This is a genomic window from Embleya sp. AB8, from assembly GCF_049739465.1.
Classification (GTDB): Bacteria; Actinomycetota; Actinomycetes; order Streptomycetales; family Streptomycetaceae; genus Embleya.
Map to the genome: position 1 here is coordinate 428,597 of NZ_JBMHHY010000002.1, position 18,627 is coordinate 447,223.

General features: G+C 70.9%; 15 protein-coding genes and 1 tRNA gene. 8 read left to right on the top strand and 8 right to left on the bottom strand.

Going from position 1 to position 18,627, the window contains the following annotated elements:
* Positions 1-7 precede the first annotated feature (7 nt).
* A complete protein-coding gene (locus ABIA38_RS04940; protein ID WP_424637140.1) occupies positions 8-1,189 on the bottom strand; it encodes an acyl-CoA dehydrogenase family protein in 1,182 nt (393 codons plus the stop codon).
* 245 nt (positions 1,190-1,434) lie between these two features.
* Here ABIA38_RS04940 and ABIA38_RS04945 point away from each other — a divergent pair, with 245 nt between their 5' ends.
* Positions 1,435-2,040, top strand: coding sequence for a DUF4291 domain-containing protein (locus tag ABIA38_RS04945; RefSeq protein ID WP_424637141.1), 606 nt, complete (start codon positions 1,435-1,437; stop codon positions 2,038-2,040).
* 66 nt (positions 2,041-2,106) lie between these two features.
* On the opposite strand, the gene ABIA38_RS04950 is transcribed toward ABIA38_RS04945, so the two are convergent.
* Entirely contained in the window at positions 2,107-2,892 is a 786-nt protein-coding gene (locus ABIA38_RS04950; protein WP_424637142.1) for an SDR family NAD(P)-dependent oxidoreductase, read from the bottom strand.
* Between the two features lie 850 nt (positions 2,893-3,742).
* Between ABIA38_RS04950 and ABIA38_RS04955 the strand changes: the two genes are divergently transcribed.
* The 3 genes from ABIA38_RS04955 to ABIA38_RS04965 all read left to right on the top strand — a co-directional run bounded on the left by ABIA38_RS04955 (position 3,743) and on the right by ABIA38_RS04965 (position 7,215).
* Entirely contained in the window at positions 3,743-4,747 is a 1,005-nt protein-coding gene (locus ABIA38_RS04955) for a GlxA family transcriptional regulator (RefSeq protein ID WP_424637143.1), read from the top strand.
* A 78-nt stretch (positions 4,748-4,825) separates the two neighbouring features.
* On the top strand, positions 4,826-6,295 hold the full coding sequence (locus ABIA38_RS04960) for an amino acid permease (protein WP_424637144.1): 1,470 nt from the start codon (positions 4,826-4,828) through the stop codon (positions 6,293-6,295).
* Entirely contained in the window at positions 6,292-7,215 is a 924-nt protein-coding gene (locus ABIA38_RS04965) for a universal stress protein (protein ID WP_424637145.1), read from the top strand. The genes ABIA38_RS04960 and ABIA38_RS04965 overlap by 4 nt, the downstream gene beginning before the upstream one ends.
* A 1,006-nt stretch (positions 7,216-8,221) precedes the next feature.
* Here the strand turns inward: ABIA38_RS04965 and ABIA38_RS04970 are convergent.
* A complete protein-coding gene (locus ABIA38_RS04970) occupies positions 8,222-9,382 on the bottom strand; it encodes an MBL fold metallo-hydrolase (RefSeq protein ID WP_424637146.1) in 1,161 nt (386 codons plus the stop codon).
* A gap of 393 nt (positions 9,383-9,775) precedes the next feature.
* Here ABIA38_RS04970 and ABIA38_RS04975 point away from each other — a divergent pair, with 393 nt between their 5' ends.
* Positions 9,776-11,206, top strand: coding sequence for a PQQ-binding-like beta-propeller repeat protein (locus tag ABIA38_RS04975; protein ID WP_424637147.1), 1,431 nt, complete (start codon positions 9,776-9,778; stop codon positions 11,204-11,206).
* A 71-nt stretch (positions 11,207-11,277) separates the two neighbouring features.
* Here ABIA38_RS04975 and ABIA38_RS04980 read toward each other — a convergent pair whose 3' ends face one another.
* From ABIA38_RS04980 to ABIA38_RS04990, 3 genes are all read right to left on the bottom strand, one after another.
* Positions 11,278-13,239 carry a phosphatidylglycerol lysyltransferase domain-containing protein gene (locus ABIA38_RS04980; RefSeq protein WP_424637148.1) on the bottom strand — a complete coding sequence of 654 codons (1,962 nt, stop codon included), beginning with the start codon at positions 13,237-13,239 and terminating at the stop codon, positions 11,278-11,280.
* 274 nt (positions 13,240-13,513) lie between these two features.
* Entirely contained in the window at positions 13,514-13,945 is a 432-nt protein-coding gene (locus ABIA38_RS04985; RefSeq protein ID WP_424637149.1) for an ATP-binding protein, read from the bottom strand.
* Positions 13,946-14,069: 124 nt separating this feature from the next.
* Positions 14,070-16,214: a bifunctional glycosyltransferase 87/phosphatase PAP2 family protein gene (locus tag ABIA38_RS04990; RefSeq protein ID WP_424637150.1), complete on the bottom strand. Its 2,145-nt coding sequence runs from the start codon at positions 16,212-16,214 to the stop codon at positions 14,070-14,072.
* Positions 16,215-16,413: 199 nt separating this feature from the next.
* On the opposite strand from ABIA38_RS04990, the gene ABIA38_RS04995 reads away from it, so the two are divergent.
* The 3 genes from ABIA38_RS04995 (at position 16,414) to ABIA38_RS05005 (ending at position 18,153) form a co-directional block, all read left to right on the top strand.
* The gene (locus tag ABIA38_RS04995) at positions 16,414-16,989 is read left to right on the top strand and encodes a GNAT family N-acetyltransferase (RefSeq protein WP_424637151.1); all 576 of its coding nucleotides are present in this window, start codon (positions 16,414-16,416) and stop codon (positions 16,987-16,989) included.
* A gap of 123 nt (positions 16,990-17,112) precedes the next feature.
* Positions 17,113-17,427, top strand: coding sequence for a hypothetical protein (locus ABIA38_RS05000; RefSeq protein ID WP_424637152.1), 315 nt, complete (start codon positions 17,113-17,115; stop codon positions 17,425-17,427).
* Positions 17,428-17,586: 159 nt separating this feature from the next.
* Positions 17,587-18,153: a transglycosylase family protein gene (locus ABIA38_RS05005; protein ID WP_424637153.1), complete on the top strand. Its 567-nt coding sequence runs from the start codon at positions 17,587-17,589 to the stop codon at positions 18,151-18,153.
* An 8-nt stretch (positions 18,154-18,161) separates the two neighbouring features.
* On the opposite strand, the gene ABIA38_RS05010 is transcribed toward ABIA38_RS05005, so the two are convergent.
* Together ABIA38_RS05010 and ABIA38_RS05015 are read right to left on the bottom strand one after the other, a co-directional pair.
* A tRNA-Val gene (locus ABIA38_RS05010) sits at positions 18,162-18,233 on the bottom strand.
* An 80-nt stretch (positions 18,234-18,313) separates the two neighbouring features.
* The gene (locus ABIA38_RS05015; RefSeq protein WP_424637154.1) at positions 18,314-18,601 is read right to left on the bottom strand and encodes a hypothetical protein; all 288 of its coding nucleotides are present in this window, start codon (positions 18,599-18,601) and stop codon (positions 18,314-18,316) included.
* Between the last annotated feature and the right edge of the window lie 26 nt (positions 18,602-18,627).

Below are 18,627 nucleotides of genomic sequence, written 5' to 3' on the forward strand. Positions count from 1 at the left end.
TCGTCCTTCACCGCTTCACTCGGGTCATGCCAAGGCGGACCATGGCGACGATCTCCCGCTGGACCTCGCTGACACCGCCGCCGAACGTGTTGATCTGCGCGCGGCGGTTCATCGCCTCCAGGAGGCCGTCGCTGAACGCGCCGGGCGACCTGGGCCGCAGCGTCGCGTCCGGGCCGACGATCTCCATCAGGTTGCGATACACCTCGATGGCACCCTCGGTGCCGAAGAACTTCACCCCCGACGCGTCACCCGCGTTGAGCGTGTTGTTGCCGACGTCGTGCACGAGCCGCCAGCTGAACATCCGTACGGCGGACAACCGCGCGTAGGTCTCGGCCAGTTTGAGCTGGACCCAGGGCTGATCGACGACCTTGACACCCGGCTCGATCTCGGTCTCCCGTGCCCAGGCCAGCACTTCGGCGAAGAAGTCCTCGGCCTGCATGCCCAGCGCGGCGAGCGCGACCCGCTCGTGGTTGAGCTGGTTGGTGAGCAGCTTCCAGCCCGAGTTCTCCTCGAACACCAGGTTGTCGTAGGGCACCCGGATGTCGTCGTAGTAGGTCGCGGTCGTGGTCATCCCGCCGACCGTGACGATCGGGGTCCAGGAGAAGCCCGGGTCCGTGGTCGGCACCAGGATCATCGTGATGCCCTGGTGCTTGGGGGCGTCCACGTCGGTGCGACAGGCCAGCCAGATCCAGTCGGCGCCCTGGGCGGTGGAGGTGAAGATCTTCTGCCCGTTGATCACCCACTCGTCGCCCTCGCGCACCGCGCGGGTGCGCAGCGAGGCCAGGTCGGTGCCGGCCGAGGGTTCGCTGTAGCCGATCGCGAAGATGATCTCGCCGGCCAGGATCCTCGGCAGGTAGTAGCTCTTCTGCGCCTCGGTGCCGAACTTCATCAGGGTCGGGCCGACGGTGTTCAGGGTGACCATCGAGACCGGCGCGCCGGCGCGGTACGCCTCGTCGAAGAAGATGAACTGCATCTCCGGGCCCCTGCCCCGACCGCCGTACTCGACCGGCCAGCCGATGCCGAGCCAGCCGTCGGTGCCCAGTTGCCGGCGCACCCGTCGGGTGGTGGGACCGCCGGCCTCGCCCTCGCGGTCGAGTTCCGCGCGGACGTCGGGGGTGATCAGCCGGGTGAAATAGTCCCGCAGCTCTGCCCGCAGAGCGTCCTGCGCCGGGGTCGGGGCGAGATGCACGTCGCTGCTCCTTCACGTGCGTGGATCGCGTGGATCGCGACGCGGGTCGCCGCCCGCCGGGCACGGAAGGGTCGCGGTCGGGGCCGCCCCGCGTTGCACATCGAGATGGACCGGGAACGCGTGTCGCCCGGCAACATCGAATCTCTCCGACTCGGGATCGCTTGTCAATATCAAGCATTTTTGGATCGGGCCCCGAGCGCCGAAAACGGGTGGTTCGGTGCGGTCGGCACCGACACACTGCGGGGATGGAAATACCGAACCGGCAGATTCGCGCGGTTTATTGCGATGAGACCGTCACCGTGTACCAGGCGTACAAACCGCAGATCGCCGACGCGGCGGTGCGGGACCAGCGATTTCCGGCCACCTGGAGCCGGGAGCGGATGACCTGGGTCAAGCCGAGTTTCACGTGGATGATGTACCGCTGCGGGTGGGCGACCAAGCCGCGGCAGGAGCGGGTGCCGGCCCTGGAGATCAGCCGCGAGGGCTTCGAGGCGGCGCTCGCGGGTGCGTGCCTGAGCCACTACGAGTCGAAGACCTACCGGGACCGCGACGAGTGGGGCCGACGGCTGCACGCGACCACCGTGCGGATCCAGTGGGACCCCGAACGTGACCTGGGCTTGCGGCCGTTGGCCCATCGGTCAGTGCAGCTCGGGCTCGCCGGGTGGGCCACGCGCGCCTACGCCGACGAGTGGACGCGCCGGATCACCGACGTGACGGCGCTCGCGCATCGTACGCACGACCTGGTCCGCGCCGGCGATCTGGACGCGGCGCGCGCACTGCTCCCGGTCGAGCGGGTGTATCCGCTGCCGGCCGAGCTGGTCCCGGTGATCGGCGCCACACCGGTCGGCTGAGCGCGGGCCGGCCGGATTTCGCCGCCCACCGCCCGCCGCCCTTGCTCGGTCGCCCGGTCGCCCCGGTCAGTGCACGGTCAGCCCGCCGTCGATGCTGACGATCTGGCCGGTCATGAAGCTGCCCGCGTCGGATGCGAGCAGCAGCGCCAGGCCGGTCATCTCCTCCGGCGCGGCGATCCGGTTCAGCGGCGCGGCGCCGCGCATCCGGGCCATCGCCTCCGGACCGGTCTTGCGGACCATGTCGGTGGCCACGGCGCCCGGGGCCATCGCGTTGACCCGGATGCCGTGCTCGGCCAACTCGCCCGCCATGGTCCGGGTGAACGCGACCAGCGCGGCCTTGCCCGCCGCGTAGAGCCCCTTGCCCTCGGCGCGGGTGAACACCGCCGCGCTGACCACGTTGAGCACGGACGCGTGCCCCGAGGCGATCAGGTGCGGGAGCGCGTACTGGACCAGGAACACCGGGCCGCGCAGGTTGACCGCGAACGACTTGTCCCACGCGGCCGGGGTGATGTGACCCACCGGCTGGGCGAGTTCGTTGGCCGCGTTGTTGACCACGATGTCGATGCCGCCGAAGTGCGCGACGGTCGTGTCCACCAGTGCGGCCAGTCGGTCGAGTTCGCCGCAGTGTGTGGGCACCGCGAGCGCCCGGCCGCCGGCCTCGGTGATCTCCTTCGCCACCGCGTCGCACGCGTCGGCCTTGCGGCTGGCGATCACCACCGAGGCACCCGCCGCGGCGTACGCGTGCGCGATCGCCCGGCCGATGCCTCGGCTGCCACCGGTCACGATCGCGACCCGGCCGGTCAGCTCGAACATCGTGTTCGCGTCCCGTACTTCGCCCGCACCGCTGATCATCGGCCACCTCGTCGTCTCGAACGCCGCGCGGGTCCGTCGGCGCGACACATGTGAGATTTGTATTGCACAGTCAACTACTTCGGTGCAAGGTGTCGGGCGACGCAACGACCGGCGGAAGGTGGGCAGATGAGCGGGACGCGCCCCTGGTGGATCGTGGCCCCGAGAGTCGCGCCGAGGTCCGGGCGCTCTATCGTGCCGTGGTCGAGCCGGACTGTGGCCGACCGGCCCACCACATCGACCGGTTGACGGTGGATCAGGACACCGGGCCGGCCCGGGGATCCGGCGGATCGCCGACCCGGGTCGGGTGTCGGTCGGGCTGGGGCGGCCGGGGGTCTGACGGCGTGTCACCGGGGCGCCGGGGGTAACGCCCGCTCACCATGGGACGGGGTTGGGCCCGTTGCTTGGCCCAGGCTTGTCCACAGGGAAGTGTCGTGATCCCCCGAAACTTTCCACAGCCTGTGGACAACTTATGCACATCTCCTCTCGAGCGTGTGGCGATCAAGTGTCGATTCGACCCAATCTGCCCGCTATGCGAACTCGATCAAGCGGAATCTGCCGAGAATGGCAGGAATCCATCCATGGTTGGCGTTTCCGCCACTCACTCTGATAGGGCGATACCGAGCAGAATCGGTGTCGAGCCGGAAGCCCCGCTCACATCCCGGGCCCCCCAAGACCCTCCCGGGACGTGACGCACGCCGAAGGTCGCTCGATCCCGTCGGTCACGGGGGCCGATGGGCACGAGCCGCAACGGGGATGGGCCTTGCGAGCCCGGCCGCGGCCCGGATCCGATCCCGCGGGATCAGGTCCGGGCCGCGGAGGCTCCGAGATCGACCGGGGATAGGTTGCCGCCATGCGTCGCGTGGGGATTCTGTTGTCCGACCCGGTGCGGGTCTTCGAGTACGCGGTGGCCTTCGAGGTCTGGGGCGTCGATCGCACCGACCGGGGCGTACCCGAGTTCGAGGTACGCGTATGTGGTCCGCGCCGCGCCGGTGTGCATCTGGGCGCGGGGGTGATCTGCGTACCGGACCACGACCTCGACGGGCTCGACACGTGTGACCTCGTGATCGTCCCGGGCAACGAACACCGCACCGAACCCCGCCGGGAGGAGTACCCGGACGACATGCTGGCGGCGCTGCGCCGGGCCCATGACCGGGGCGCGACCATCGCGTCCCTGTGCTCCGGCGCCTTCGTGCTGGCCGCCGCCGGACTCCTGGACGGGCGGCGGGCGACGGCGCATTGGCTGGACACCGACGATCTCGCCCGCGACTACCCGAACGTCGAGGTGGACGCCAATGTGCTCTTCGTCGGCGACGGCTCGATCTGGACCTCGGCCGGCTCCGCGGCCGGCATCGACCTGTGCCTGCACCTGGTCCGCCTCGACCACGGCGCCGCCGTCGCGACGGAGATCGCCCGCACGATGGTGACCGCGCCGTTTCGCCCCGGCGGCCAGGCCCAGTTCATCGGCAACCCGGTCCCGGCCTCGCCCGCCGACCCGGGCGACACCCTCGGCCGGCTGCGCGGGCGCGTCCTCGACGACCTGCGTCACCCGTGGACCGTGGCCGAACTGGCCGCCCTGGCGGGCATGTCCGAACGCAGCTTCGCCCGCCACTTCGTCCGCAGCACCGGCACGTCCCCCCGGCAATGGTTGTCCACGCAGCGGGTCCTGGCCGCCCAACGCCTGCTGGAGATGGGCGACCTGTCCATCGCCGCCATCGCCCGCCACTGCGGCTTCGGCACCGCCCTGACCCTCCGTCAACACTTCACCCGCCAGGTAGGCGTGGCGCCAAGGGACTACCGGGCGGCCTTCCGCGGCGCCAATCCGCGCATTCCCGGCACGGCCGCGCGCCGGGAGTGAAGCCCCGGTGGCCGCCGGGCCGAATGGCTGAATCACCGTTCGCGCACCGCGCCCGGGGGCACCCCTCCCTCTCAGGTCATGTTCTCCAGGGAGGCCGGATTGCCCGCCAGCCATGCCGTACCCCGGTCGCGCCGGGGAGTGCTGCGGACGAAACCCGTGGACGCGATCCTCGCGGAGAGTGCCGGCGGCGAGGGCGGTGGGCTGCGGCGCACGATGGGACTCCTCGAACTGACCTTCTTCAGCGTCGGCGCGACCCTGGGCACCGGCATCTTCGTGATCCTGGCCGAGGCGGTGCCCAAGGCGGGCCCGGCCGTGGTGCTCTCCTTCGTGGTCGCCGCGATCACCGCGCTGTTCTCCGCGCTCTCCTACGCCGAACTGGCCGGGACCATCCCGGTGTCCGGCTCGTCCTACTCCTACGCCTACGCCACCCTCGGCGAAGGCATCGCGTGGGTGTGCGGGTGGTGTCTGCTCCTGGAGTACGGCGTGTCCATCTCCGCCGTCGCGGTCGGCTGGGGGCAGTACGTCAACGAACTGCTCGACTCCGCCTTCGGGGTCAGCCTGCCCGCCGCGATCAGCCAACCGCCCGGCCACGGCGGCACGTTCAACATCCCGGCGGTGATCGTCGTACTGCTCGCGGTGATCCTGCTCGTGCGCGGGGTCTCGGAGAGCGCCGTGGCCAACACGATCATGGTCTTCATCAAGCTGCTCACCCTCGCCTTCTTCTGCGCCATCGCGTTCACCGCGTTCAAGCACGGCAACCTGTCGCCGTTCACGCCGCTCGGCGTGGCCGGGATCAGTGCCGGTGCCTCCCAGGTGTTCTTCTCCTACATCGGCTTCGACGCCGCCTCCACCGCCGGCGAGGAGGCCAAGAACCCGCGCCGGGACCTGCCGCTCGCGATCCTGATCTCGCTCGCGATCGTCACCGTCGTCTATGTCGCGGTCGCCCTCGCCGCGCTCGGCGCGTTGCCCTGGCGGCAGTTCGCGGGCAGCGAGGCCACCCTCGCGAAGATCGTCACGGATGTTACGCACGGCTCGTGGGCCGCGACGATCCTCTCCGCCGGCGCGATCATCTCGATCGCCAGCGTGGTGCTGACCGTGCTCTACGGACAGACCCGGATCCTGTTCGCGATGTCGCGCGACGGCCTGATCCCGCCGATCTTCGCGAAGGTGGACCGACGTACCCAGAGCCCGGTGGCGAACACACTGATCACCGGCACGTGGGTGGCCGTGCTCGCCGCGCTTGTCCCGCTCGGCCAACTCACCGAGGCGACCAGCATCGGCACCCTGTTCGCCTTCACCCTGGTCAACATCGGGGTGATCGTGCTGCGTCGGACCCGTCCGGACCTGCCACGCGGCTTCACCGCCCCGTTCTTCCCGATCACCCCGCTGTGCGGCGTGGGCTTCTGTATCTATCTGATGGCCACCCTCTCCGGGATCACCTGGGTGGTCTTCCTGTTCTGGATGGCGGCCGGCGTGACCATCTACTTCCTGTACGGCTACCGCCACTCGCGCTGGCGGGCCGAGGCCGTCGCCGAGGTGGGCCGGTGAGCGGGGACGGCGCGCGGATGCGGATCGTGGTGGGCTGTCAGCCGGAGCCGCGCGGGCAGGACGCCCTCGCGCTGGGCATGGTGCTGGCCCGGCAACTGGGCGCGGGTGTCCTGCTCGCACACGTACGCCCGCCCGCCTCGCCGGGCGCGGGGGTCGGGGCGGTGGACGCGGAGTGGCGGGCGTTCCTGCGCGAGCAGGCCCATCGGCTGCTCGACGATGCCGAGGCCCGACTGTGCGGCTGGGCGCCGGACCTGCCGGTGGAACGGGCGATCACGAGCAATCGGGGCAGCGGTCGGGGACTGGCCCGGATCGCCGAGAAACACGGCGCCGCGCTCGTGGTGCTCGGCCCGGCCCCGGGCGGCCGGGCCGCGCGCGTGGCCGTGGGCAGCACCGCCGATCAACTCCTGCACGGCTCGCCGGTCCCGGTGGCGCTGGCCCCGCGCGGCTTCGCCGACCACCCGCCGGCCCGGATCGCCCGGTGCACGATCGCCTGGCAACGTGACCCGAACACGAGCGGAGTCCTGGGCTGCGGCGCCGAGTTCGCCCGCCGACTGGACGCCGACCTACGGCTGCTGACCCTGGTGCTGCGCCCGGTCCGGCTCTACTCGGGCAAGCAGCACCAGGCGGCCGAGCACCAGGTGTTGCGGGCCGCCCGCGAGCAGGCCCGGCAGGACCTGGGGGCGGCGATCGCCGACCTCGACGTGTCCGTGGACGGCGAGACCGCCGAGGGCGACGACGTACGAACCGCCCTGGACACCGTCACCTGGGCCGACGACCTGCTGATCTGCGCATCCAGCACGGTCGGCCCGGTCAAGCGGGTGTTCGTCGGCGACGTCTCACACAAAATCGTCCGCAACGCCCGCACCCCGGTAATGGTCCTGCCGAGGGGTGTTCGGGCCACGATCTGGAACGGGGCTTGAATGGGCGGTTCGCCACCGCCGGCTCGCGAGTGCGGGCGTGCCGCGAAGCCGCGTCGCGAGCGGAGCGAGCGGGGTGGGCCAGAGTCGGTTCGGGAGCGTTGCTGCTTGTTGGGCGGCTTCGCCGCCGGCTCGCGAGGTGCCGCTTTTTTGCTCCCCCGCTTCGCTCCTCCGCAAAAAAGCGGCACCTCGCTCGGGACGGCGTGTCCCTCCGCTTCGCTCCGGGCCACGCCGTCCAACCTTGCGGCTCCGCCGCTCTCCGCGCTTCGCACGTCGATCACTTGGGGCGGCCACGGTCGTGGGCGCTGACGCGCCCGGGATGGGCGCACGCGGGTCAGCCCGGGCCGTAGGCGCAGACGCGCCGGGGACCTGCCCCTCGGATCGACCGACCCTCGCGGACGCCCCACACCTGCCACTCCAGGACACCGACCCAACCAACTCCAGCCGGTCCGGCGTTCGAGGGCAAAGGTCGTCACGCGCCCGCGACTCGGGGGCATCAACCCAGCCAATTCCAGCCCGGTCCGGCGGTTCAGGGCAAAGTTTGTGTCGCACCCGCGACTCCAGGGCGCCGGTCCAGCTAATTTCAGCCCGTCCGGCGTTTGAGGACGAGCGGGCCGCAGGCCGGTCAATTCCAGCCGGTCCGGCGTTTGAGGGCAAAGGTCGTCTCGCGCCCGCGACTCCGGGGCATCGACTCAGCCAATTCCAGCCGGTCCGGCGTTTGAGGACATAGGTCGTCCCGCGCCCGCGACTCCGGGGCGCCGGCCCAGCCAATTTCAGCCCGTCCGGCGTTTGAGGACAAAGCGGGCCGCAGGCCGGTCAATTCCAGCCGGTCCGGCGCTTGAGGACAAGGACGTCCCGCGCCCGGGACCCCGGGGCGCCCACCCAACCAACTCCAGCCCGTCCGGCGCTTGAGGACAAAGCGGGCCGCAGGCCGGCCAATCCCAGCCCGTCCGGCGCCTGAGGACAGACAAAGGACGTCCCGCGCCCGCCTCCCCGCCCCCGCCAAGCCTCAGGCCGCCGACCCAGCCCCCACCGAAGACCCCACCGACGACACCCGCACCACATCCCCCTCGCCCGCGGCCCACCGCTCCGCCCCCGCCGCCACCTCGCGCCACCACGGTTCCACCTCCGAGCCGTCCACCAGCGCCGGTTCGAACAGTGCGCCGGGACGCGGGATCACCAGGTCGGTGCCCAGTGCCCGGGCCGCCGCGACCGAGCGCTCGGCCGGTTCCTCCCACGCGTGCGGCGCCAGGTCGAACGTGCCCCAGTGGATCGGCAACATCAACCGACCGGCCAGGTCCGCATGCGCCTGCACCGCGCCCTCCGGGTGCAGATGCACCTCCGGCCACGCCTCCGCGTACGCACCCGCCTGAATCATCGTCAGATCGAACGGCCCATGCTCGCGCCCGATGTCCGCGAAGCCCGGGAAGTAGCCGCTGTCCCCGCTGTGGAACACCCGGTGCCGAGGCCCGGCGACCACCCACGACGCCCACAACACCGTGCCGAGCACCCGCGCGCCGCGATTGCAGTAGTGCCGCGCCGGCGTCGCGGTGAAGGTCAGCCCGGCCACCTCGCCCGCCTCGTGCCAGTCCAACTCGGTGATCCGCTCCTCGGCGATGCCCCACCGCTCCAGATGCGCGCCGATCCCCAGCGGCACCACGAACGCCGTGTCCCGCCCGGCCAGTGCCCGGATGCTGGCCATGTCGAGGTGGTCGTAGTGGTCGTGCGAGATCACCACCACATCCGGATCGGGCAACTCGGCGAAGCGCACCGGCACCGCGTGCAGCCGAGCCGGCCCGAACGCCGCCGACGGCGAACACCGCGTGCTCCACACCGGGTCGAACAACACCCGCACACCGTCCACCTCGACCAGCACGGTCGCGTGCCCGAGCCAACACGCGCGCAGTCCGGTCACCGCCGGCCGGGCGAAGTCCGCCGCGGTCGCCGGGACCAGCGGAATCGCCCGCGCCGGCCGGCGCAGCCCGGACGCGGCCTTCTGCGCGCGCAACATCTTGCCGATCGCCCCGGGGCTGCCCCGCCGCGTCGGCACCGGATTTCGAAACGCGCCGTCGTGGAAGTGCGGGGATCTGCGCACCCGCTCCAGGCGCTCGCCGACCGGTCTGGCGCCGAACGCCGCAGGAGCCAGAGTCGTGATGATGTGCCCGGCCACATGGACTCCTCGGGCAAGCGGGGTCTTCGGACCGACCGTGCTGGGGTCGGACCGGCGACCGGTGATCGGGACGAGTGGAGATTAACCCGGTGCCGGAGGCTGAAACGTCGTCCACGGGGAGGGGTCGCGCCCACCATGATCCTCCCCGCGGAGTAGGGGCCGGGCGGACCGCGGAGCACTTTGCCCGACAACCGACCCCTCGGTCCCGGGATGCGCCGTCCGGGTGATCGAATCGTTCTTTCACAGGCCGCACCGCTGTCGGCTCGCGTGAGTAGGGTCGGACCATCGCCGCAGGGGACGACGGGGCGCCGATCCCCTCGTCCGGCACGGTATTCCCCACCCCGTCGCGGAAGTTCGCAACAACCACCGGACCAGCGGAGCCGAGGAGTCGTCATGCCCGAGAGCCGTACCTACCTTGAGTTGTCCGAAGAGGGCGACGGGGCGCACAAGTACTACGAGGTCGTCGTCGACGGGCTCGACGTCACCGTCACGTACGGGCGGATCGGCGCCAAGGGGCAGACCGGCACGACGACCCACGCGAGCCCGGAGAAGGCCGAGGCGGACGCCAAGAAGAAGATCGCCGCCAAACTCCGCAAGGGCTACGAGCGCGCCGTACAGGGCGTGCGCCAACCGCGTTCGATCACCCGCCGCGAGATCGTGTCCCGCCCGACCACCGCCCGCAACTCCGCGCCGGTGTTGTGGCGCTACCGCACCGGCTCCTCGGCGTTCGGGATCTTCGTGGACGCCGAGCGGGTGCTGGTCGGCAACCAGCGCGGCGACGTGTGGTTCCTCGACCACACCGGCGAGGTGACCGGCCGCTACCAACTGCCCAACGGCGTCAAGTGCATCGTCGCGGACGACTCGTGGATCTACGCCGGCTGCGACAACGGCAACGTCTACGACATCGGCGGCAAGGCCCCGCGCGTGGCCTACGAGATCACCGACAACATCGACATCTACTGGCTCGACATCCACGACGGCGTGCTGGGCGTGTCCGACTCCAACGGCGGCTGCACCACCATCGACCACGAGGACGAGTCGTTGTGGGCCGAGGCCACGAACGGCACCGGCGCGTGGATGGTGCGCTGCGACGAGAACGCGATCTACCACGGACACAGCGCCGGCGTACAGGCGTTCGCCGCCGCCGACGGCAAGGAGCTGTGGCGGGCCAAGACCAGGGGCGGGGTGCTCTTCGGCTGGCAGGAGCGGGACGACGTCTACGCCGGCACCTCCGGCAACAAGGTGCACCGGATCGCCAAGTCCGACGGCACCATCCGTACCACCTACGACTGCGACGCGTCGGTGTTCTCCTGCGCGACCGCCGAGAATGGCAAGTACGTCTTCGCCGGCGACAGTTCCTCGACGGTCTACTGCTTCACCGAGGACGGCAAGCGGCTGTGGAAGCTGGGCACCACGTGCGGCTCGGCGTTCTCGATGCAGTACCACGACGAGAAGTTGTACATCGTCACCACCGACGGCTCGCTGGCCTGCATCGACGTGAGCGAGGCGGCGATCGAGGCGGCCCGGGGCGGCACCGTGCCGCAGGTGCGCGACGTCAAGGCGGCGGCGATCGAGGCGGTGGTACCGACCACCGAGGTGGCCACCACCACCGACGCGGGCACCGGCGTGCTGGTCGAGTGTGTCGACCAGGGCGGCGGCCGGCTGCGGGTGCACGTGGTCAGCGCGGGCTACGAGAGCGGCTGGAACGTGCAGTTCCCGAAGAACGTCCGGGTGGCCGGCGCGCGCTACGTGGTGGACGCGGTACACCCGGCCGAGCGCGGCGGCTTCTACCGGGTGCGCGGCGAGATCCGCCGCCTGGTCTGAGCCGGCACCGAAGCCCGAAGGGCGGCACCCCCATCGGGGATGCCGCCCTTCGGCCTGCCGCGACCGCCCGCTCAGGGCTGCTTGTGCTCCGCCGGCTCGCGCTGCTCGGCCGTCCAGCCGGCCGGCGGCGGGGTCGACTCGGCGGCCTTGCGCTTGGTCATCGAGGCCACCCGCTGCTCGTGCCGGGCGCCGAACAGCTGGGGCAGCGTGGGCGTGGTCAGGAAGCCCTCGGCCCGGGCCCCCGCGATGCCGATCCGGGGCAACTCGCTGGCCTTGCGGAAGCAGATGTAGCGGGGCTCCCAGATCGGCCGGTACTTCTCGTTGGCCCGGTACAACGACTCGATCTGCCACCAGCGCGAGAAGAACACCAGGACCGCGCGCCACAGTCGCAACACCGGACCCGCGCCCAGCTTGTTGCCGCGCTCGAAGACCGAGCGGAACATCGCGAAGTTGAGCGAGATCCGCTCGATGTCGATCGGCGAGGACGGCTCGGGAGTCGCCTCGGCCTCCGGTTCGGCCGGCCGCGGCTTGCCCTTGCCCTTGGCGGGCTTCGCGTGCGCCGCGGCATAGGCCTTGGCGCCCTCTATGACGTCGAGCACCATGAACTCGATCAGGCCGTTGTCCGACTCCCGGTCGCGGCGCATCAGGTCGAGCGAGACGCCCTTGCGGCCCCACGGCACGAAGCTGAGCACCGCGCGCAGTCGGCCCTCCTCGTCCATGCACTCGACCATCAGGCAGCGCCCGTCGTCCGGGTCGCCCAGCCGGCCCAGCGCCATCGAGAAGCCGCGTTCGGTCTGCCCGTCCCGCCAGTGGTCGGCCAGGTCCAGCAGTTCGCGCATCTCGTTCTCGGGGATGTCCTCGTGCCGGCGCACCCGGGTGGTGTATCCGGCCCGCTTGACCCGGTTGTACGCCTGCCGGACACCGCGCATCGCGCGGCCTTCGAGGCTGAACTCGGCCACCTCGACGATCGCCTCGTCGCCCAGCTCCAACGCGTCCAGACCGTGCCGCGCGAAGATCGTGCCGGCCTCCTCGCTGGCCCCCATCACGGCAGGCACCCAGGCCTGCTCCTCGGCCTCGGCGAGCCAGCGGTCGATCGCGCCGGGCCACGCCTCGGGATCGCCGATCGGGTCGCCGGAGGCGAGCGAGACGCCGCCCACGACCCGGTAGGCGACCGCCGCCTTGCCACTGGGCGACCACATCACCGCCTTGTCCCGGCGCAGCGCGAAGTAGCCGAGCGAGTCCCGCTCGCCTTGCTTGTCGAGCAGCTCGCGCAACATCACCTCGTCGTCGGGGGTGAGCAACTCGCGGCCCTTGGGCGCCCGGAAGAGCACGAACAGCACGAGCAGGAACAGGATCACGCCGGCCACGTTGATCACCACGTCGACCCAGCGGGGCACCGACACCGAGCCCAGATCGCTGTCCGGGGCCAGGGTGAAGATCCGCAACACCGCGTAGAGGATCCGGTCGCCCATGCTCGACTCGGGGATCCGGTCGGTGGCGCTGACCAGGGTCGAGCCGAGCACCACGCCGACCACCGCGCCGCCGGCGAGCACCAGGCCCGCCTTGAGCACGTTGCCCCGGTCACCCTTGGCGCCGAACTCGGCGAAGCTGAGCAGCAACGCGACGCAGACCAGGAAGGTGATCAGCGTCGAGGACCAGTTGAACGGGTGTTGGCGCAGGTCGTCGAACCACAGTGCCCAGATGTAGACCGCGGTGGAGGGGACGAGCAGGATCGCCGTGAACGCCCAGGCGGCCCGCTTGCGGCGGCCGAGCATGATGGCCAGGAAGGCGGCGAGCGCGGCCGAGGTGAAGCTGGCCGTGACCAGGAAGGGGGTGTAGTACTCGCCCGTGTCGTGGTGTCGCACCCGGTCGCGCAGCGGCACCGAGATCGCGGCCACCAGGTCGAGAGCCGCCACGATCCGCAGATACCAGATCAGCACCCCCGCCGAGATCCCGCGCACGCGCTCGGCAGCCGGGGTGCCGGTGCCGTTCTTGTTGTGGCCGTTCGCGGCGGCCCGCGTCGTGGCAGACACCGTGCTCCTCGATTGTGGGGTGGTTGAAGAGTCCCCTGTGTCTTATGTCCAGGATTGCGACTCTTCGTAACGCTCGCAGAACAGCGTAGACACCCACGAAGTAATTTGGATGCGCACGACGGCCCTTTGTACGTCATCCCACGGAGGGATACCCAATCGTTTGCTAGTCCCCACGGGGGACAGGCGCGGATCGGACGCACGGCGGGGCCGGTGCGGCATCAATGGACACGCCGCACCGGCCCCGCCGGTTTCACTCGGATTCCGACCGGTCGAATCAGTGACCGAGGGCGAGCCCGCCGAGGGAGGGTGCGGCGGGCAGGGCGGGCGCGGCGGGGACGCCGCCGCCGGCCAACTGACCGGCCGCGGGGGTCGCCTGACCGACCGTCCGACCCGCGGCGGGGGCCGCCGCCGCGGCGCTTTCGCCGACCGTCTTGTTCGCGTTGGACGCGGTGGTGCCGGCCGTCTGACCTGCGGTCTTGGCGGCTGCGGGGACGGTCTTGGCGGCTGTGCCGCCGGCCGCGTCGCCCGCGCCCTCGGAGGCCGCGGGGATCTTCTCGGCGAGGCCGCCGACGTCCGGCTGGGTCAGCGTGCCGAGGCCACCCGTGGGCAGTTCCGCCGCGTGTGCGGCGGTCGCGCCCAGGATCGGCGCGGCGCCCGCGGCGATGAGCAGGGCGGCCTGGGCTACGCGGCGCGAGATGTGCGTCATGGTGCTCCTCGAGGTGTCACTGGGAGGCCGGGCCCCTCCGGCGCCGGCCACAGTGACTACCGCTCGAAGCACGATCGGGTTGCGGGGTTCGTTGGCAAAGTGTTGGTAATGAGGAGGCGTGTCGTCACGTTTTGCGGTCGACCGGCTGTTTGTCGGGATCGTCGCGTGGACCTGGAACATCCCGCTTTGCCTCCGACGAACGAGTGATCACCGACGACTCGCCGGCCTGACGCGGCACCGGTGTGCTAATCGCGTCGGCGGACCGGATTTCGCCGGCCCCTGCCACCTCTGCGGCGGGCACGGCGGCCGGTTCGACCGCGAACGCCGAGCGTCCGGTGAGCAGGTACTGCACCGCGAAGCCGAGGGTGACCACCGCGGCGCCGCCGACCGCGTCCATGATCCAGTGGTTGGCGGTGCCCATCACCACCATCGTGGTCGACAGCGGGTAGAGCAGACCCAGCCAGCGCCAGCCCTTGGGCGCGATGGCCAGGATCATCAGCCCGCACCACAACGACCAGCCCACGTGCAGCGAGGGCATCGCCGCGTACTGGTTGGAGATCTTGGTCAGCGCGCCGAAGCTGGGGTTGTTCAGGTCCTGCACGCCGTGCACGGTGTCGATGTAGTCGTAGCCGGGCATCAGCCGCGGCGGCGCGAGCGGGTAGAGCCAAAAGCCGACCAGGCCGGTGATGGTGGCCACGCTCAGCACGGTGCGCGCCGAGCGGTACGCGGCGGGCTTGCGGACGTAGAGGATGCCCAGGATCACCACCGGCACGATGAAGTGGAACGTCTCGTAGAAGAAGTTCATCCCGTTCTCGAGCCAACCGACCTTGGCCACGAAGTGGTTCAGGCTCCGCTCGACGTCGACGTGCAGGAACTTCTCCAGGTCGATGATCTGCTGCCCGTGCGTCTCGGCGACCTGGCGCTGATCCGGCACCGAGGCCCGGATGAACGAGTAGATCTGGTAGCCGACCCGGATCATCAGCAGTTCGAGCAGCAGGTTCGGCCGGGACAGCGGTCGCCAGCCGAACGGCAGGGCCGGGATCCAGGGGAACCGACCGGACGCGGCGGCCCCCTGCGGCACCGCCTGCGGGGTCCACTTGGCCGATGCCTTGGTGATGAACGGGATCACACACGCCGACGCGACGGCCAGGAGCAGCGGCCCGTTGTCGGCGACCACCCGGACCGCGGACAACTTGCCCCAGATCAGCGTCTTGCTGTCGAAGGTCATGATCATGAACACCGCGACCGGCCACACCATGCGGTCGGTCTGCCGGGCGCCCAGCCGACCGGCGGCGGCGAGCAGGATCCACAACTGCTGGTGCTGCCAGGACACCGGGGCCACCGCGACCATCACACAGCCGGCCAGTGCGACGCCGAGCAGCGCCTGTCCGTCCTTGGCGTAGGCCACCGCGCGCGGCAGGCCGAACCACAACACCGCCGCGGACAGCAGCACCACCAGGGTGATCTCCAGCGGCCCGGAGAGTCCGATCCGCAACAGCAGGCCGTGCAGCGACTGGTTGGACAGCGCCGAGGCGTCCCCGCCCAGGCCGACGCCCGCGACGTGGTGCACCCAGTACGTGTACGAGTCGCGCGGCATGGTCACCCACGCCAGCGCGGTGCAGGCCAGGAAGGTGGCGCCGGCGTTCGCCGCGGCGCGCTGCTTGCCGGTCAGCCACAGGTAGACCGCGAACAACAACATCGCCGGGTGCAGCGTGGCACCGATGCCGGCGGCGATCGCGGCGGGTTTCCCGGGCGCGGGCCTGAGCATCGCGGGCAACACGAGCAGTACCGGGAGCAGGCTGAGCTGGCCGAGCGAGAGGTTGCCGCGCACCGGCAGCGACAACACCAGGAGGCTGATGATCAGCGGCGCCGCGAGCAGCCGCGCCCGGCGGGTACGAAAAGCCGGCAGGGCGTGCGCGACGAGCACCCCGATCGCGGCCACGATCAGCAGCGTGGCCACCGTCCAGGCGACCCCGAGGCCGTGCTCCGCGGCCCGGGTGAGCGGACGCAGCAGCCAACCCGCGAACGGTGTCCCACTGAACGTGGCGCCGCGCGCGTCGGAGTCGTACAACGAGCCGGGCAGGTGCAGCACACCCTCCGGACCCAGCCACGCGTCCAGATCGGGCAGTCTGCGGTCCTGGGGTCGGTCGAGTACCTCGTTGGCCTGTCGGACGGCGACGCATGCGGCGAGCAGCCACAGACCCACCAGAGCCAGGGAGATCCTGGTCCTTCGTATGTCCAGCAGCCGGCGAACGCCTGCCCTCACCATGTGCGGCATCTCCCGTTTATCTGTCTCTTGTCGCCCGATGGCCCTCGATCCATGGCGAGGCCATCCGGTTGCCACGCTCCGGACACCTTGTCATCGCCCGACCGCCACCGAAAGCGCAGGCCCCTCGCGGGGACCCACGCCGTACGCTCGGGGGCGGCATGGAACACATTGCCGAATCGACGAGGGGCGAGAAACAACCATGGTGCCGCAGGAAGCGTCGACCCGGACGCAGGAGTCCCCCGAGGGGGTCGTCTCCGTCTCCTTCCGACAGGCCGAATCGGCCGACATACCCGCCCTGGTGGAGCTGATCGAATCCGCCTATCGCGGCGAGGAGAGCCGCCGGGGCTGGACCACCGAGGCCGAACTGCTGGCCGGGCGGCGCACCGACGCCGAGGCCGTCGCGGAGGTGGTCGACGGCGCGGACAGTGTGATGTGGATCGCCGAGCGGGACGGCGTACTGCTCGGTTGTTGCCAGTTGGCGCGGCACGCGGACGACGTCGTCTACTTCGGGATGTTCGCGATCCGACCGGTCCGGCAGGGCGGCGGTCTGGGCCGGTTGTTGCTCGCCGAGGCCGAGCGGGTCGCGGTGCGGCGGTGGGGCGCCGAGCGGATGCGGATGACCGTCATCCGCCAACGCGCGGAACTGATCGCCTGGTACGAACGACGCGGCTTCACCCGCACCGGCGTGCGCTCCCCGTTCCCCTACGGCAACGAGCGCTTCGGCAAGCCGCTGCGCGAGGACCTGGAGTTCGAGGAACTGACCAAGGACCTCTGAGCCCGAGGCGGGCGGGATCTCCCTCGACTTCGGCAGACCGGCACCCGCGCACCCCGATCGTGCCAGCATGGATGTTCGGGGATATTTCGGCCCCGGCACCGGTCGCTTGGGGGAGTGGAAACCGTGTCGTATCAGGACCCGCCGCCGCCGTACCCACAACAACCCCGGCAGCCGCCGCCGGAACCGCAACGCGGCGCCCGGCGCGGCAACCCGCTGCTGGTCCTGGTACTCGCCCTCGTGGTGGTGGCGGGCGTGGTCACCGGCGTCATCCTGATCACCCGCGACAGCGGCGGCGACGGCCCGGCCAAGTCACCGTCCACCCAGGCCCCCAAACAACCGGCCGGCCTTCCCCCGGGCATCCCGACGGGCCTCCTCCCCAGCGGCCTGCTCCCTTCGGGACTCACCATCCCCTCCGGCCTGTTGCCCGACCTCGGGTAGGGCGATCTCCGGGTCCCGCCGGGCCCGCCGTGCCGGCCCGGTCCGTCGAGAGGCCGAGAACCGCCCGCCGCAGGCGCACGCGGCCACGCGGGTGATTCACCGGCCTGCCCCCGGTTCGGTCACCGAAATCGGGGTGTTCGGTGCCTACTGTCGGCTGACATGGCCAAGCAGATCATGCGATCGTCCGCGTTTCTCGTACTCGCCGGTGCCATGGGTGCCGGCCTGATCGTGGCGTCGCCGGCCGCGCAGGCCCTCGGGCCGGCCGCGGACGTGGTCGACGACGGCGTCTGGGACCGCCTCGCCGACTGCGAGAGCAGTGGGCGGTGGAACCTGGACTCCGGGAACGGCTACTACGGCGGGCTGCAGATCCTGCCGAGCACCTGGGACGAGGCGGGCGGACAGGACTACGCCACCCGCCCGGACCGGGCCACGCGCGGCGAACAGATCACCGTCGCCGAGCAGATCCTGGGCATGCAGGGTTGGGAGGCGTGGCCGCAATGCGCCCGGCAGATCGGCCTGCTCGGCGCGCGGTACACGGTCAAGGAGGGCGACACACTCTCCTCGGTCGCGCGCGACCTCGGCGTGATCGGCGGCTGGCAGGCGCTCTACGACGCCAACCGCGACGTGATCGGCCCGGATCCGGATCGACTGCTGCCGGGTACGGTCCTGAACGTGCCGAAGGCCGCTCGACGGAGCGGCCCTCGATTGATCCGGGTCATCGAATGACCCGACGGTGCTCACGACTGGGATCGAACCAGTGACTTCCTCGGTGTGAACGAGGCGCTCTCCCGCTGAGCTACGCGAGCCTGCGTAGTTGCGTGCACATCTTAACCAGTAGTGCGTGAGTGGGTCGCCCCCTCCCCGTGACGGGGCGACCCGCCCATGCCTACCGCCGTTCGGCGGAGTCTTCAGGGTGCGGTCTCTCCCGTGGCGGGTTCAACCGGTTTTTCCCGCTCGGCCCGCCGCGCAGCGCCACCAGCAGCCCGGACAACCCGAACACCAGGGTGGCCACCGGCGCGGGCCGGCGCAGCAGCCCGAGCACCCCCAGGTCGGCGGCGAAGCCGGACCGGTGGGCCACCGCCAGACACAGGATCGCGCCCGCGACCGCGCAGACCGCGCAGGCCGCCAGCGGCGCCGAGATCGGGTGCCTCCGGTCGGTGGGTCGAGCTGCCACGGTGAACTCCCGGACGGGCTTGAAGC

What these genes read in the sequence shown, in the direction of transcription:
- ABIA38_RS04945 (WP_424637141.1), top strand. Translation starts at nt 1,435, where the DNA reads ATGGAAATACCGAACCGGCAGATTCGCGCGGTTTATTGCGATGAGACC.
- ABIA38_RS04960 (WP_424637144.1), top strand. Translation starts at nt 4,826, where the DNA reads ATGTTCTCCAGGGAGGCCGGATTGCCCGCCAGCCATGCCGTACCCCGG.
- ABIA38_RS04975 (WP_424637147.1), top strand. Translation starts at nt 9,776, where the DNA reads ATGCCCGAGAGCCGTACCTACCTTGAGTTGTCCGAAGAGGGCGACGGG.
- ABIA38_RS04995 (WP_424637151.1), top strand. Translation starts at nt 16,414, where the DNA reads ATGGTGCCGCAGGAAGCGTCGACCCGGACGCAGGAGTCCCCCGAGGGG.
- ABIA38_RS04985 (WP_424637149.1), bottom strand. Translation starts at nt 13,945, where the DNA reads ATGACGCACATCTCGCGCCGCGTAGCCCAGGCCGCCCTGCTCATCGCC.
- ABIA38_RS04955 (WP_424637143.1), top strand. Translation starts at nt 3,743, where the DNA reads ATGCGTCGCGTGGGGATTCTGTTGTCCGACCCGGTGCGGGTCTTCGAG.
- ABIA38_RS04990 (WP_424637150.1), bottom strand. Translation starts at nt 16,214, where the DNA reads ATGGTGAGGGCAGGCGTTCGCCGGCTGCTGGACATACGAAGGACCAGG.
- ABIA38_RS04950 (WP_424637142.1), bottom strand. Translation starts at nt 2,892, where the DNA reads ATGATCAGCGGTGCGGGCGAAGTACGGGACGCGAACACGATGTTCGAG.
- ABIA38_RS05005 (WP_424637153.1), top strand. Translation starts at nt 17,587, where the DNA reads ATGGCCAAGCAGATCATGCGATCGTCCGCGTTTCTCGTACTCGCCGGT.